The organism is Mariniblastus fucicola (assembly GCF_008087665.1).
Classification (GTDB): domain Bacteria; phylum Planctomycetota; class Planctomycetia; order Pirellulales; family Pirellulaceae; genus Mariniblastus; species Mariniblastus fucicola.
Genome location: NZ_CP042912.1, coordinates 2,971,134 through 2,986,893 on the forward strand (window position 1 = coordinate 2,971,134; position 15,760 = coordinate 2,986,893).

The window sequence follows — 15,760 nt, forward strand, 5'->3', positions numbered from 1 at the left end:
GATTGTTTATTCGTTGTCCGGATTTACGTCTTCAGCAATGCGTTTCAAATAAGCTCGTGCATGATCAGTATAGGCACTCGGTACACCCTGCATGTTTGCTGGCCCAGTCGATTCGGAACCTCGTGCTTCCGGCGTCAATTGCTCAGGAGCGAATCCGTTCTCAACGATCGACTTGTCGCCAGAGCCACCTTTGCTGCGATCTCCTGATCGGCCACGTCGTCGTGATTCACGAATCCGGGTTTCCGAATGTGGCCCGAATAGTGATGCTCGCGAAATTGAGCCACGATAGCCTGTCGATCCACGTCCGCCTTTACCAACCTTCATCGAAGGAATCTTCATCGACTGAGCAAGTTGATCCAGCGACTTTGACATGCTGTTGCCAGGAATCGACAGCGGGCGATCGCCTTGAGCCATCTCTGTGCCCATTGAATTGCTATTACAGTCGCATTGCAGAGCTTCCAGTTTTTTTGCTGCCTCTTCGGCGGCTTCTGCCGCAGACTTTCCATCCAGATCCTGGCCGGATTCGGCTGCCGATTGTTGATCATCAAGAGCACCAGATTCTGCGATCGCGTCAACAATCTCCAACATGCTTGCGGCCGCCTTTGGGAAATCATCCTTGGACTCCTCCGCTGCTTTTTCAATTTCTTCCATCGTGTCGACGAGTTCCTGCTTCAGCAGATCTTGCTGTTTCGCCAACTTCTTCAGGCGTCGTTGTTCTTCCTCGGTAAGATCATCCTTCGCCTGGAACTCCTTCATTCGGTCCGCGATTTCTCGCTGCTGATCAATAATGCTTTTCAAGCGAGCAACCTGTTGTAGCAAGTCTTCCGCACCCGCGAGGCGTTCGAGGTCCTGCTGCATATCTTCGCGGTCCTGTTCACTTTCGGCGTCAAACGGTTCGTCATTGTCCTTAAATTTCTTCATTGCGGATTGAGCAGCCGATGGCGATCCCGTCGCCGCTTGGGCCATCGCTTTCGACAAAGCACTTGCATCATCGGCTTGCTGATCCAACTGTTCCGCCAACTCCTTGAACTGTTCCTGAAGTGAATCTTCGAAGTCATAGATCGGCGCCTGCTCAGCACGCTCTTTCAAATCCCTGGCAAGTGCCGCCGCCTTTTTGGCGAACTCCTCAAGCTGAGCTTCCAGCTGTGCCATGCGTTGCTTTTCCTCTTCCGTCAGTTCCTCTCCCGACTCAAGCTTGTTCTGCAGTTCTTCAAGCTCCTCCAGAATCTTTTCGCGCTGCTCCTGCAGTTCCGCCAACCGATCCTTGAATTCGGCAATCTCGTCCATGACTTCATCCATCCGATATTCTCGACGAGCCAAATCCTGATAGTCGCTCAACGAGATCACCTGGATAACGCCCGTCTCGCACAGGATGAGATGTTCTTCGCTGCCCGGATAGTCAATCGGATAGGTGTCGGAAATGCTACCGTAATAGGTAATCAAATCGCCGGCTTTGGCCCCCAGTTCTCCGAGGTCAAATTCAACCGTCTCGTTGCCAAAAGTTTCATCGAACTGGCTCTTGAGAACTTTTGCAAACGGCCCGATGCCGTTGATCGATCGATAAAAAGTCAATTGTTTCAGCCCGACATCGTCAGAGACCCGCAGCTTGATCGGCACCTTGGAACCTTCAACCGCAATCACATGAGGCTCAGGGCTTTCGACTCGAATTTGGGGTGGTCGGTCTACAGTAACATGGATCTTGCCGCTGCTATTGTTGGAGCTTGAAGTTCCGTTTGCTGCGAGCAATTCCATTTCAAACTGTGTTTGATCCTCCAGTTCGAAAGTGTTCGTTACCCGATTCTTGTCGCCACTGGCAACCGCCATGGAGTGTGGCTCGCTACCGTCGTCACTTGAAGACAGGATCAGCTGTCCCGACTCAAGCGAAATGTTGCTTTCGACTTCCAGGGTAACTTTTGAACGCTCCAGAGCGCGAATGCCGTTGGACGTTAACAATCGACGCTGAGATTCCCAGCCCGTGTACTCGGGATAGTCATACTGAACCCAGATCTTTTCAAACGTCGGAATTGGCAACACATCGATCGCAAACGAACGGCTCTCACCACGTTCGGTTTTGATCATGAACTCGACTCGCTGGGTGAGTTCTGACAATTGGAGATGAAACTCCCCCTCTGATAAATTCATCATGGGAGTCTCTTCTTCTCCGAACTCGGTCTTCCGTACAAAGTTCGCGGCCTTGGGAAGATTCGCGCCCTCGATGTCAACGAACACATCCGCTGTTTGGCCAAACTCAACTTCCGTTGGATTGACGGTAACGATGAACTCCAGCGAAGTGTAGGCTGGGTGATTGCCGAAGGGGTCGAGATACCGAGGCAGCACGCGCCCAAACATTTGAGGTGCTGCAAAGTAAAACACCGTGACGGCGATTGTGGCGATCCCGGCACTGACGAGTGCTTTTACTGTCGGCGCGAACGAGACTGTTGAGAACGGCGAATACTCGCGGCTGAGTTGGTTGCCTTTGCTGACAACCTCAGCCTTCAATTGTTCGCTCACGTTCACGGCTTGATCGTCGCCAAGATCTACCGCGTTGACGAAAGCGTTGTTATCGATCTCCAACGACTCTTCGATGCGTCTTGCGGTGCGATGACCGAAAAAGCGAAATGACAGAAACGTTCGAGCAAAGTAAATGATCGCAGCAAACGCAGCCAGCAAAATGCCCGCGTCTACCAGAACGCGAAACCAGGTCGGCAGTGACAATGCGGCATCAAAGCCTATCGCCGCCGCAACCAGAACCAGAACTCCCAGCAGACCCAGAAACAGCAATCGAGTCAGGCTTGCAAACCGCTGAACGGAATTCGTGCCGCGGAGATATTCATGTAATTGCGTTTCGCTCATAGCGTATTCCCACACAAACTTCGTGCTTCAATTTACAGCGTCAAATCAATCCCGCGTACCTTCTAAATATCCACTCGCTTCCGATCGACAGCGACAGCAACAGCATGAGCCATGCCCGATCCCAAATATAGACCGTTTTGGGTGGAATTTTGGCGGCTTCTGCATCGAGTTTTACCTGTTTAAGAAACTTTTCACATTCACTGGGCTGATAAAACTCACCGCCGCATTGTCCAGCAATCATTTTTAGCGTCATCGGATTGGCTGTCGTGTTCAATTTTTCAACATTGATTTGGTAAGCGCTGAATTTCTGGCTCAGGTCTTTCTCTAACAAACCCGGCGCATTTAATCGAATCTCGTAAATCCCGCCCTGATCTGCCAGGACCTTTGCCCGGAACCGCGGATTGCGTCCTGCAACCGGGGTCAACGCAATCGGTTTTGTTTGCCCATCGGGAAGGGTCACAAAAATTTGCGGATCAACCGTAGCCGCGGCTTGCTTTAGGGCAACGTCCACTGTTAACTCTTCGCCGACACGCAGCGAAGATTTGCTTAACTTCATTGAAGCTTTCTCGCCAGGCTGGAAGTCACCACCGACCACCAGCCAGCGAATCATGTTTGACCAGAAAGCATCGTAGAACCCTACAAGGTCCTGGTCCTCACTGGACAGCAAACTCCATTTCCAAAACCCTTCGCCAGCGACGGTGACGAACGAGCCGGCGCCTCCTGAAGACGTCAGCAAAGCTGGCTGAGCAGCGGCGACGTTCGGTCCGGCAACGGTTTCCGCCAAAATTCGGGCATTCGGTTTCACGCTTTCAACGATGTCGCCCGAAGTAAATCCACTCAAACGCCTAACCGCGGTCTCGACGTCCAGGCCCATTTTTGTTGGCGCGAACCAGCGAGTCATCTGTCCGAACATCGTCAACTCGATCTCGCACTTGGGAAACTTTTCTCCCGACCACGCCACTGGCTCGATCTTCATCAACGCTGCACCGATCGATTCTCCCGGGCCGTCGGAGCCATACGGTCGTCCTCGCGAACAGACGATATTGATGCCGGACGTTTCGTATAGCTCAACCAGTTCTTTCGCCGATTCTGGCGAAATCAGATTCTCGATCTGACGGCCAAACACGACCACGTCATACCGAGCCCAATCATCCAGTGTTTCTGGAACGGAAACCGGTTGGGTCTGTTCTTCTTCTCCACGCGTCACGATCGTCAATCGTTTCCGTCGGTTCACTTGTGAAACCTGAGTCAGCTCAATTCGTTCGTCTTGTCGAAGCGACTGGGCAATGAACTTCGTGTCCCAAAAAGGCGCACCTTCCAAAAGTAGCACCTGCATTCGGCGAGGTTGAACCCGGACGAAAGATGAGTGAACATTGTTGGCCAGCTCAATTTCGCCAGTTATCGCGTTGAGAGAAAGCTTGTATTCGTATTGGCCCGCTTTTTCCTGCTGGACAGGAATCTCGACCTGAACCACGCCGCGCCCTTTGAAGTCGATCGGAACCGTCTTGGTTTCCTCGCCCTGCTGGACTTTCAGCATCGTCCGATTCGAACCCAGGCCGACCTGATAGATCTTGGCGACAATGCTGCCCAACTCATTTGGATACAGGTATTGCTGTTTCGCTGCCGCGACGATCGCCATGTCTCGTGAAATCGCATCGCTACCAAAGGCCACCGTGTGAACCGCAACTCCTTTGGCCTGTGCAAATTTTCCAAGCTGGTCGACTGAGGCCTCTTCACTGTCGATCCCGTCGCTCAGAATCAACATCGCCTGATTGCTGCCAGAAGCCATCCGGCCATTCAAAACCTCGGTCGCCGAACGGATGAGAAAAGTGTCTTCGTTTTTCGCGATCTGAATCGATCCGCTGTCTCCCGTCGAACCCAGCAGCCTTGGCTTTTCCGCAAACTGATACAGATGGACATCGAAATTCTCCGCCATCTCGCGCAACGCCGATCTTGTCAGCCAGTCTTCGTGAACGTGTTCCAGTCGAGTTTTGCCGCTCGATTCTTTCGTGGTCATGGACTCCGAAACGTCAGTCAGGATGTGCAAAACTCCTTTTCGGTCAACGCTTTCGGTCTCTAGCAACTTGCTCGGACCGAACAGGATGATGGAAACAAGCAGAATCGAAAACAGGCGATTGAGCATCAGTAACAGGCTTTTGTACCGAAACTTGTCGAAGACTCGTGCGTAGGCGAAAACGGACAGTGCGACTGCCAGCGCAACCAGAACCCAGATCCAGCCGGTGACGAATATCGGCCGCCAAACGACCGACAACAGTTGCATGCTATCCATCATCGCTTCCACCAACCCAACATCAATGACTCCATCGACATCAAACCCAACGCTCCCAACGCAACCCATCCCCACAGCGGCGACCCTTTGTCGAAAAGGCTGATCGCAAAACCATCGCTTGTTGCCGTACGTGCTTCGACAGCTGAAATGGCGTTCTGAACCTCATCAAGGTTCATGGCGGTGAGGTCACTTTCGTCACGCTCAATTTCCACGGCCGCGGATTGACTCCACGTCGTGCCGACCTTCAGTTGATACAGCCCCGGTGTGCTGGTGTTACTCACCAGAACCGAACGCCCACCGTCCGACAGGATCGGAGACAGATCGGTTTCTTCCGGGCCGACGACTGACCAATCCAGTTCGCCGGAGGATGAATCTTCAGGCATCGGGAAAACAATTGGCTCTCCGACAATCTTCCGCGACGAATTTTCTGCGTCCTCATTCAAACCGCGAATTACGATTTGAACGAGGGCTGCGAATGAGCCAAATTTTCCGAACTCGCTGAACCGGATCGCCGGACTAAGGTTGGCCAGCACGATGGTGCCCGTACCAAAATTGCGTACGCCCAGCGTTGGGCGACCATCTGAATACTGCAACACAATATTGGCGTCGTCTTGCTGCTTCGATGTTCCCCAAACGTTTTGAAAACGAACTTCGGCCAATGCAATTTGGCTTTGAAAGTCGAAATCTCTCAACCACCGACTACGCCACTTGCCGCTGGACACGTACAGCGTTTCATCAAATTTCTTGAAGCGATTCAACTGCGTTAGCTGAAACGGGAAGAAGGCTTCTGTGGCCTGGGATTCGATCTGCTGAATTTGATTTGCAACGTCACCTTCGCCGCACAAGTAGAGCAGCTTTCCGCCAGTGCGAACAAACTCGATCAGAAGCTTGGCGGCATCAGGGTTCCACCGGGTGACGTAGCCTACGACCACGATCTCCTGCCCGACGAGTCGATTTTCACGGACGTCTTTGACCGCGAGGGACTGCACCGCGTATCGATCGGCTTGGCTGTCGAACGGCAGGATCGCTCGTTCCAAGAACCAGGTCGCTGTACCTGCTTCGTCTGGCTGATCATCGGTAATGACAGTGAGCGGGATCCTCCGCGGCGAGAACGGCGCGGTGTATGCGACATCGTCCGCCGTGAGCCCGTCAGAACTTGTCTTCAGGGTGAACGCCTCCATCCGCTGCGAATCGAACTGCACGGGAAACGAGACGACTCTCGATTGTCGTGGCTCCAATTTGATCAATTGTTCGCCCAATTGTACGCTGCCACTTGCCAGTCGGACGGGAACCTGGCGAACACGATCAGAAAAATTGCTGACTTCAACGGAAACCTGGATCTTCTGTCCGTCGATTGGATCTGGCGGTTGGCAACTGGCAGCCGACAACGCGACGTTCGAATTTTCGTCGATGTCCAAATCCACAAAACTGACTTTCACATCGTCCGGGATTTCGATCGAAGATTTGCCAGACGCGTTTTGCCAATTCGTCTTCTGCCAATCCGAAACGACAACGATTGATTTTTGTCCCTGATGAGCCGCCAATTGAGCAACGGCTTCGGCGATCGCCGCTTCCATGTCGGCCTGTTCGTACGACCAGGACTCTGCTTCCAGTTGTCGTTTTAGCTCGTCGGTGTTGAGCGATAAATTCCGCAGCAGCATTTTCGGCACGCGTTTCGCCATGACGATATTTGCAAAATCGCGTCCGACTTCCAGCTCATTCAAAGCGCGATTGCCGGAGGCCTTCATCTTTTGAAACAGCTCCACGTTCCCAAGCTGCCGAGAGGTTGAAACGCTCGCATCCATCACGACAACCATCGCAACGGCGTCTTTTTTGGGAGACGGAGCGTTACCTTGCCACCAAACCGGACGCGCGAACATGGAAACGATCAAGGCGATCGCGGCGGTTCTGAGAAGAAGCAGCAACCATCGCTTCAGGTTAATCAGCCGGTTTTGTTGGGCGTTCGATTGCTTCAGGAAGCGAATGGTCGGAACGAAATAGGTCGTTCGCGATCGGCGATTCATCAGGTGCGCAATAACAGGCATCGCCAACAGTCCCAGCCCAAGCAGCATCAGCGGTGTTGTCCATTGGATCATTCGCTACACCGCCTTGGATGAGTGGTCGGCGCTCGTGTTACTGCTGCGAGCCGTCAATCGATCCGCTCGCCGCGCAAAGTAACGTTGCAGAACTTTGGTGTAGTGGTCCGAAGTGCGGACCAGATTGTAGTCAAAACCCTGTTTGCTACACCGGGAACGGCAGTCCGCGATGAACTGTGACATTTGAAGGGCATACTGGTCCCGAACGCTTTTGACATCGACGCGAACTCGTTCGGCACTCTCTGAGTCAATGAACTGACCATCCGAAAGCCCTTCTGGCAAAGTGATTTCTTCATCGTGCAGCACGTGGAACACGATTACCTCACCGCCGCGCTGTTGCCAGATTTTTAACTTTTTCAAAAACTCATCTGACATGTCCAACAAGTCAGAAAACACGCATAGCATATCTCTGGACTTCGAAAACTTGATTAGCTCGTCAATCGCGGCAGGAAAATCAGCCATGCTGCTTGGCGAAGCCTTCTCCATCGAATCCAGCACTTTGATCAGGTACCGAATCGAGCTGCCCGGGCGTTGCAAATCCTGTAGGCCTTGAGACGCCACGCCGAACGAAAATCGATCGCGTTGTTTGGCGATCAGGAATCCTATCGCTGCGGCCAACCGGCAGCTGCAATCGTATTTTGAATCTTGCTCCTCGCGAGCATCGAATCCGTTAAACACCATCGACCGCGAACCATCGACCAGCAGATGTGCCGTCAGTTCAGCCTGGTGCTCGAACAACTTGATGAACAGCTTGTCCGTACGACCGTAGACTTTCCAGTCAACATGATTGACCGGGTCGCCCGGCAAGTACTGCCGATAGTCACGAAACTCGATGCTCTGTCCGCGCTGAAACGTCTTGTGCTTGCCAGAGTAAAGCCCTTCGATCGCCCGCCGACTTGAAAATTCAGCGTGAGACAAACGCCGTAAATCTTCCGGGCGAAAGTACTTGCGGTTCAAACCGTCGCGATCACGATTGCGATCAACCAGTTCAGCGTAAACGATGTCCGTTTCCATATCATCCATGTTGCGTTACACCGAAGAAGAGCGTTCGTAGGACGGCTCACGAGTCTGCTTCAGCACGTGATCGACAATGTCCGCGTCGCGGATTCCTTCACCAGCAGCGTTATAGTTTGGCAAAATGCGATGCCTTAGAACCCACTTGGCGGCTTCACGAACATGTGCCGATGACACTGCCGGTTGGCCATCGATCACAGCGAGTGCTTTCGCGCCGAGCACCAGATTTTGGCCGGCTCGCGGGCCCGCACCCCAAGAAACATAATTGTTCACAAAGTCGTCGGCATCTTTCGATCCCGGGCGAGTCGCGCGGGCCAGGGCAACCGCATATTTGACGGCGTGTCGCGATACGGGAACTCGACGAACCAGATTTTGGAACGCCTGAATTTGCTCCAGCGTAAACACAGGTTCGACTTTGATGTCACGTGCATCTGTCGTCGAAAACACAATTTCTTCTTCCTGCTCGGCCGTCGGATACTCGACCCACAAGCTGAACATAAATCGGTCCAACTGTGCTTCCGGCAACGGATAGGTTCCTTCCTGCTCGATCGGGTTTTGCGTTGCGAAGACAACGAAGGGTTTTTCCAGACGATGCTGACGCCCCATGCTCGTGACGGTGTATTCCTGCATTGCTTCCAACAACGCCGACTGAGTCTTCGGTGGCGTTCGGTTGATTTCGTCAGCAAGAATCACGTTGCCGAAGATCGGCCCGCGAACAAACTTCATTTCCCGCTCGCCGGTCTCCGCGTTCTCCTGAAGTAGTTCCATGCCGATGATGTCTGACGGCATCAGGTCGGGAGTAAACTGAATTCGTTTGAACATCCAATTCAGTGATTCCGCAAGCGTTCGAACCAGCAACGTTTTCGCGAGTCCCGGCACACCGATGATCAACGTGTGCCCCTGGCAGAATACGGCCGCCAATGCCGGCCTTACAATTGAATCTTGGCCAACGATGACTTTGCCGATCTCCTGCCTTAATTTTTCATAGCCCTCACTGGCTTGCTTGAGTATTTCCAAATCGTCATCGCCCACCATAATTTTTCCGTTCGCATGATCTGACATTGCCTCAAAAAATCTCCACTAGGCGTTAATTTGGTTGGCTAATTTTCAGCCAAGTCGAATTGTTGTTACGGTTTCAGGTTGAAATCCCTGACCAGAATTTCGTGTAGCTCTTCTTCGCTTCCTGGCCGTCCGACGATAGAAGAAAACCCGGGTGACAACAGAACAGGGATCCGCTCGGCACCACTATCGGCGTAAGCGTTGACGTTTTTTTCGATTAGCTCGTCAATTGAAATGTCGGAGGCCAGAACCGATTCCAGATTGGCCGCGTCAACCATCTGTTTGGCCTTGGCCGTTGCCTCCGCGATCGGTCGCGGCGTTTTCGTTTCGAACAGCCACTTGTCAAACTCCAGAAATTTTTCTGGTTCGACTTTCCAGACACCCAACGCAAGACGGGCCAGTTTGCATGAATCCAGAAATCGCTTTTTCGTCTCGCCCCAATGCGGGTTGCAGTCTGAATTCAATGGCATTGGCAACATGACGACCGCGAACTGATCGGGATACTTCTCCATGCCCGAAAGCAAATAGTTGTGCGTGGCTCGGCAATGAGGGCAGCAATAATCAGCAAGTACCACAATGACGTTTTCAGAATTTGGATCGCCGATCACTGGCACTTTAGATGGAGTGACCTGAAACTTTCCGTCTAGCAGAACGATCTTTCGCAAGTCACCTTCGCCTTCAATCGAATCGTTCTCTCCAGCCGCCATTCTTTCAGCTTCAGGGCCTGAAAACTCACCGAAGTATTGGGCACCCACCAGGCCCACCAGCATGATGGACGCCAACATTGTCGGTAGCGCGATCTTCTTCGTGCCCACGTTTTTGATTGCTGAACCCAATAGCAGGACGCCAACGGCGCAACCCAAACCGTGTTCGGTCATGCACCATGGGCAGATGGCCTCCAAGTGAAAAACTTGCAATCCAACGAACCAGGCCGCGGACATGATCAGCACGATTCCCAGCGTAGTTACAGCCAACCACAGGGCTGAGCGTTGCGACACCGAAGCAAATGAGAAACCGGCTAGGGTTGCCAACACGCCGCCGTAAACGAGCGCGGCAGGGATGCTGACTGGAATTCCGAACACTTGAGACCAGCGACTGGTAAGTACTTCGGCGCATCCACTGTTCTCTCCACACCCAAGCGGCCGCCCGGATTCGGCTAATGAAGTTGAGTACAAATATACTGCGACACCGAGCGCGATCGTCGAGAGTAGGAGACAAGTTGTTCTGACCCACGACGCGGGGACATCAATGCTTGTATCAGAGGCAGGGCCGGATGTAGAAGTGTTCAAATTAAGTGAGCTCCATGAGTTTGCCTGATTTGAATATACTGCATTCGCTGGCGAAGCTCCACAATTGGAAACTTTATCTATGGAACTCAGGATCGATGCGCCTGTCAATGTTTAAGCTTTGCTGAATGTTCAAAGTGTCACGCTGCAGATATGTGCAAACCTTAATATGCATGCCAGGCAGTTCACGTTTTCAAAGTAGAAACCGTTCTCAAAAAAAACTGGTTCACACTGCAATAGCTTGCGCGCGGATTTTGATTGACGGTCGATTTTCAATGCAACGCAAAGCGTGCATGGACGCGAATGTGACGGCTGATTTAGTCGCCGCACTTGGGCATTGTGGACATAGTGCGATTCCAGACGAATCACGGGTGGCCGAAGTGGCAGCGGCCAGACTATCCACTGTCTTCCACAATTCGTCCGTCTTCCAGTTTTAAAATGCGGTCAGCGAGATCCAGGATTCGGTTATCGTGTGTGACCATCACGGTCGTCGTTCCTCGAACCTCTCCCAGACGCTTGAGCAATTGCACTGTCTTCACCCCTGAATCCTTGTCCAGTGCAGCGGTCGGTTCGTCCGCGAAGATGATTGACGGGTTCCCTACCAACGCTCGTGCAACGGCGACTCTTTGTTTCTGACCGCCAGACAGCTTCGCAGGCATGTAACTTAGCCGCTCGCCCAAACCGAGTTGAGTGAGAATGTGAGCTGATGCACGATCAAATTCTTTTCGATTCAATGCCCCGTGCACCTCAAGCCCCATTCGGACATTTTGCATCGCTGTCAGGCTTTCATGAAGATTGTGGGCTTGAAAGATAAACCCCAGTCTCCGACGCAAACCGTTGAGCTGTCTGTCGGCAGCACCTCGCAACTCCTGGCCCAACAACTGGACGTGGCCATCCTGGATCTCTCGCAAACAACCGACCAACGTCAACAACGTGGTTTTGCCGGAACCTGATGGCCCCATGAGAATCGTGAGTTGACCTCGCTTAATTTTTAAGTTGATGTCGAACAACGCCTGAAACCGAGCCTCCCCCAAGCCAAACCAATGGTTCAATCCATCGACGACAATTGCCGACGTCGTATTCGCAGATCGGGGCTCAAGTTGTGTGTTCGTTTTCATTTGATCTGAACAAAGGCAATATTTAAAAAAGGTCAGCCGGATCTGCGTTCGCCAGTTTTCGCATCGCAATCATTCCAGACAAAGCACAGCTGCCAACCGTGCCCACAAAAACCGCCGCGGCACGCGCGAGATTCATCGCGATCGGCAATCCCGTTGCTTCGGCCATGACGGTATAGATGCCGAGTGCGACCAGTAAAGCCGGGATAAAACCAGCGATCGCTAATATGATTGCTTCCTCGAAAATGATGCTGCGAAAGTACCGCTGGTCATAACCCATTGCCTTGAAGGTGGCATATTCTCGAAGATGATCCGCTACGTCAGTGGATAGGATCTGGTAGACGATCACAATGCCAACAATGATTCCAATGATGACTCCCATGCCAAAAATCAGCCCGACTGGCCGAACAGTTGTCTGGTATTGGACGTCTTGTTCAATTGCAGCTTCGATGGTGCGGATTTCCAGCGATTGGGCATTCAGTGCGGTGCGAATACGATCGACGACGATACCCGGATCCTCGCCCTTGCCAATTTTGAGCAGGATGTGATTCGGCGCACCGGAAAATCGGGCAGGAAAAAGACGCATGAACGTCTGGTCTGACACAACCATAAATCCATCGCCTGAAAACCCGCCGCCAAACGAAACGGTTCCTACAACGGCCAGCTGCTGATTGTTGGCTTCTAAAACCAACGGGCTATCAAGAGTCGCTTGCGAAAGCTGCCCCGACTCCATTCCTCGGGCGCGTCGATCAAGCAACACGTTGTTGGCGAGCTTGAGAGAGTTGACATTGCCGATAGCCGTGCCAATAAATGACTGTCGGGCCGGATCAATTCCAATCGTATTGAATTCAATATTGGTTCCGTTGTCGTTTTGCCATTTCGTCATTCCCACAAACAGTGGGCAGGCTTCAGTGACACCGGGCACTCCTAACGCCTGATACATACGACGACTCGCGACGTTGGAACCGTCCATGATTCCTGTTGCATCCGAAGCCGAAATCATGACGTCTGCTTCGAAACCACTGTAGGTAACACGAATGGCCTCGCTGAATGCCCCCATCATTCCAAGTTGAACGAAAACCAGAATCCCTGCGAACGCGACACCTGCCGCAGCAGCAGCGAATCTCAACCTGTTGGAAACAAGTTGCAACCAGCCAAGCGGCAATCGTCCCAATAGACGAGAAAGGATTCTGGTCACTGCGCATCCTCAACAGCGATCCGACCAGTAACCTCAAGATTCGTGAGCCGTGCTGCACGTTTCGAGGAATCGGCGTCGAGATTGACCGTTACTCTTATAACACGAGCATCAGTATTGGCTGCCGGGTCATCGCGAATGGTTGTTTGACGCTCAACCGCAAATCCAATCTCGCTAACAATTCCAAAAAGTGAAGTTGTAAGTGGATCTGCTGAGAGCTCAACGTGTTGACCGACAGCGATAACCCCAATCTCGGACTGGTAAACCTCCAGTTCAGCCGTCATCCGTTGCACATTGGCAATGTCCAAAATGCCTTTGGTTCCCGGTTTCTCACCGGGGCGAGCGTAGATGTCGAGGATCGTTCCGGTGACCGGCGCTGTCACAATGCCTCGAGCCAAATCATGTTTGGCGCGATTCAAGTCGGCGATGGCCGCATCAAGTTTCCGCTTTGCGACGGCCACGTCAGGTTGCGTTTCCATTTCCTGTGCTGTGAAACGTGTTACCGTTGCTTCTGCCATGGCAACATCCTTTCGCGATTGCGAAAATTCCGCAGACGCCTGATCCAGCTCTGACTGAGAGACTGCATTTTGTCCGCGCAAGTTCTTCATGCGTTTGTATTCTTGCAAGGCCAATGCTTCGCCAGCCTTGGCGCGATCAAGTGCTGCTTGCGCCTCGCCGAGCCCTGCACCAATCGTCATTCGAGTCTGGGCAAGGGCCGTTCGCTGTAGTGCGACATTGGCTTCGGCCGACGCCACAGCAGATTCGAGACTGGCGCGATTGTCGAGCAGAGCCAGTGTTTCCCCACGTTCAACCCGGCTGCCAATTTCGACTTTGATTTCGTCAATTCGTGCGTCGCCAGCACCAAATGGCGGCGAGATAGTGATTACTTTGCCCTCCGGAACTAGCCGTCCCAACGCGACGACGGTTCGAATCGTAGCCTGTTCAGGTTCCGATTCTGCATCCTGCTCAACGGGAACTGCGATCGGATTACTTGTGCCACCGCCGGGTCGTAGTCCGGTTATTTTCAGGAAGTAACGTAGCGGTGGAGGTTGAACGTAGATCCCAATCACTCCTCCTGTGAACAGAAATAAAGGAATGAACGCCAACCAGAAAAATCGGGGAATTCTTCTGCGTCCCTGACGCTGGTTGCTCGTTTGCATTTCGTTGTGCTTCACTACGTCGAGAGGCAATTCACTATCCCGGATTTCGGGCTGAGAGTCAGTCTTTTTGCTTGGTTCCATTCTCAACTCCGAACTGATTGATGCTGCAGTTCTCGCAGCAAACTTCCGACGCCCATACTTTACTACCATCCAACGCTTACCACGCCGTCAAAATTATGATGCATCGTGGTGAGTAAATTGGCTGGAACGGACAGCGGTTTGGCGTGCGAGTTCAGATCCAACAGACAGGCATTGATTCGTTCGGAGAGCGTAAAGCATTTATGACATCAAGGATAGTTATCTTGCCTGGTGCGAACGCCGGTTCGTATCCGTCTACAGGGCCGTCGTGGCAGTTTTCCGGGGTCGCAGCGTCCGGATCTCGAAGCGAACTGGCGAAAGCTTCACTGACCCCGGATACCCCCGGATACGCGTAGGCGAAATGCCGCGAGCGATTGGCTTTTCTGGAGCTGCTCGAAACAGGCATATTTCAATGCATACATCTTGTTGCCACGTGCTGTGGTGATGGTGTAACGTAAATATACCGTGTTTCAAAACCGGGGCGAACGCCGATGTGTAAATTCAAGGAGACAGACAAGTGTTGGAAGCCCGTCGCACAAATACGATCCTTTACTGCGAGCGTTGGTTGGAAACCGTTCTGTTTTATCGAGAAGCGATTGGATTGCCGGCAAGTTTCGAGAACGACTGGTTTGTTGAATTCAAGATTGCTGATTCGTCGTTTCTCAGTATTGCCAACGCTGCCAGAGCGACAATCGAACACGTGCAAGGACAAGGCGTTACGCTCAGTTGGCAAGTCGAGAATCTGCCGCAAATCAAACGCCAGCTTGATTCGCGAGAAATCCAAACTGCCGGGATCAAGCCGAGGTGGAACAGCAATGTGCTCTATTTCCACGACCCTGAAGGTCATCGAATCGAGCTTTGGGAACCGTTTCCCGAATGTTGTAATTTGGACGCCAGCATCAACTGTGACTTGGCAACCAGCGTGCCCGATTGGTTAATCGAGTACCCGATATTGTTAGCTTTGTTTCAAAAGATGGGCATCGACTATTGCTGTGGTGGCAAGTCACTGGAGACAGCGTGTTTAAAGCAGGGGCTTGACCCAACCGATGTCCTACAACAAGCCAGCGATTCGATCAGGACGTTGCGTAAAAGTTGACTTCGTCTCTCCTCGGGACACAGGCGCGAACTGCTCGCAAGTTCTAAAAACAAATTGCCTGCCCTTTCCCAAATCTCCGTGTAGTCGACTGAATTGTTGATGCCCCGTGAACTCAGAAAGTGCAAAAATTGACTGGGGTAACAAAGCAGAGCCTCGCTTAGAAACCGGGGCGAGAAGCCCACGGATGCGAGGCATTGCGTCGTTGCATTGGTCATGCGTTCTGCTGACCGTGGCAACAGGCTTTTTCAATATTCATTTCTGCAGGAAATCGAAAAGAGCGGAGTCAGGGGGAAGCCCTGTACTGAAATCCACAACCGTTTGCATGCAACGACTTAGGCGAAAGGGATGATTCGTCGAAAGCATCCTGCGAGTGTGCGGGTGACAGAACTTGCCAATCCTCGTTGCCGACTGACGCAGCTTTACAGGAGTTGGCCGGCGTGTGGCCTTTACGCACGAACGCAAGAAGCAATTCTTCGTTCGGCTCGCGACTCCAGCTGACTCGACGACAACCGCGTACA

Annotated in this window: 10 protein-coding genes; 1 reads left to right on the top strand and 9 read right to left on the bottom strand. The window is 52.5% G+C overall.

Going from position 1 to position 15,760, the window contains the following annotated elements:
* Nucleotides 1-6: 6 nt before the first annotated feature.
* From MFFC18_RS10930 to MFFC18_RS10970, 9 genes are all read right to left on the bottom strand, one after another.
* Nucleotides 7-2,853 (bottom strand): coiled-coil domain-containing protein, encoded by a 2,847-nt coding sequence (locus tag MFFC18_RS10930; RefSeq protein WP_075086507.1) that lies wholly within the window; start codon nt 2,851-2,853, stop codon nt 7-9.
* A 40-nt stretch (nt 2,854-2,893) separates the two neighbouring features.
* Nucleotides 2,894-5,143 (bottom strand): vWA domain-containing protein, encoded by a 2,250-nt coding sequence (locus MFFC18_RS10935; protein WP_148618810.1) that lies wholly within the window; start codon nt 5,141-5,143, stop codon nt 2,894-2,896.
* Nucleotides 5,143-7,239, bottom strand: coding sequence for a BatA domain-containing protein (locus MFFC18_RS10940; RefSeq protein ID WP_075086505.1), 2,097 nt, complete (start codon nt 7,237-7,239; stop codon nt 5,143-5,145). The genes MFFC18_RS10935 and MFFC18_RS10940 overlap by 1 nt, the downstream gene beginning before the upstream one ends.
* 3 nt (nt 7,240-7,242) lie before the next feature.
* Nucleotides 7,243-8,262, bottom strand: coding sequence for a DUF58 domain-containing protein (locus tag MFFC18_RS10945; protein ID WP_075086504.1), 1,020 nt, complete (start codon nt 8,260-8,262; stop codon nt 7,243-7,245).
* Between the two features lie 6 nt (nt 8,263-8,268).
* A complete protein-coding gene (locus MFFC18_RS10950; RefSeq protein WP_238381354.1) occupies nt 8,269-9,315 on the bottom strand; it encodes an AAA family ATPase in 1,047 nt (348 codons plus the stop codon).
* 65 nt (nt 9,316-9,380) lie between these two features.
* Nucleotides 9,381-10,709 (bottom strand): vitamin K epoxide reductase family protein, encoded by a 1,329-nt coding sequence (locus tag MFFC18_RS10955; RefSeq protein ID WP_084417450.1) that lies wholly within the window; start codon nt 10,707-10,709, stop codon nt 9,381-9,383.
* A gap of 284 nt (nt 10,710-10,993) precedes the next feature.
* Nucleotides 10,994-11,716: an ATP-binding cassette domain-containing protein gene (locus MFFC18_RS10960; protein WP_075086502.1), complete on the bottom strand. Its 723-nt coding sequence runs from the start codon at nt 11,714-11,716 to the stop codon at nt 10,994-10,996.
* Between the two features lie 22 nt (nt 11,717-11,738).
* On the bottom strand, nt 11,739-12,911 hold the full coding sequence (devC, locus tag MFFC18_RS10965; RefSeq protein ID WP_075086501.1) for an ABC transporter permease DevC: 1,173 nt from the start codon (nt 12,909-12,911) through the stop codon (nt 11,739-11,741).
* On the bottom strand, nt 12,908-14,149 hold the full coding sequence (locus MFFC18_RS10970) for an HlyD family efflux transporter periplasmic adaptor subunit (RefSeq protein ID WP_075086500.1): 1,242 nt from the start codon (nt 14,147-14,149) through the stop codon (nt 12,908-12,910). Before MFFC18_RS10970 ends, devC begins: the two co-directional genes overlap by 4 nt.
* Nucleotides 14,150-14,663: 514 nt before the next feature.
* Here MFFC18_RS10970 and MFFC18_RS25470 point away from each other — a divergent pair.
* Complete coding sequence (locus MFFC18_RS25470; RefSeq protein WP_238381352.1) at nt 14,664-15,242, top strand: DUF542 domain-containing protein; 579 nt, start codon at nt 14,664-14,666, stop codon at nt 15,240-15,242.
* The last annotated feature ends 518 nt before the right edge of the window (nt 15,243-15,760 follow it).

Excerpts from the sequence above, each read along its gene's own strand:
- MFFC18_RS10930 (WP_075086507.1), bottom strand. The coding sequence starts at position 2,853 with ATGAGCGAAACGCAATTACATGAATATCTCCGCGGCACGAATTCCGTT.
- MFFC18_RS10935 (WP_148618810.1), bottom strand. The coding sequence starts at position 5,143 with ATGGATAGCATGCAACTGTTGTCGGTCGTTTGGCGGCCGATATTCGTC.
- MFFC18_RS10940 (WP_075086505.1), bottom strand. The coding sequence starts at position 7,239 with ATGATCCAATGGACAACACCGCTGATGCTGCTTGGGCTGGGACTGTTG.
- MFFC18_RS10945 (WP_075086504.1), bottom strand. The coding sequence starts at position 8,262 with ATGGATGATATGGAAACGGACATCGTTTACGCTGAACTGGTTGATCGC.
- MFFC18_RS10950 (WP_238381354.1), bottom strand. The coding sequence starts at position 9,315 with ATGTCAGATCATGCGAACGGAAAAATTATGGTGGGCGATGACGATTTG.
- MFFC18_RS10960 (WP_075086502.1), bottom strand. The coding sequence starts at position 11,716 with ATGAAAACGAACACACAACTTGAGCCCCGATCTGCGAATACGACGTCG.
- MFFC18_RS10970 (WP_075086500.1), bottom strand. The coding sequence starts at position 14,149 with ATGGAACCAAGCAAAAAGACTGACTCTCAGCCCGAAATCCGGGATAGT.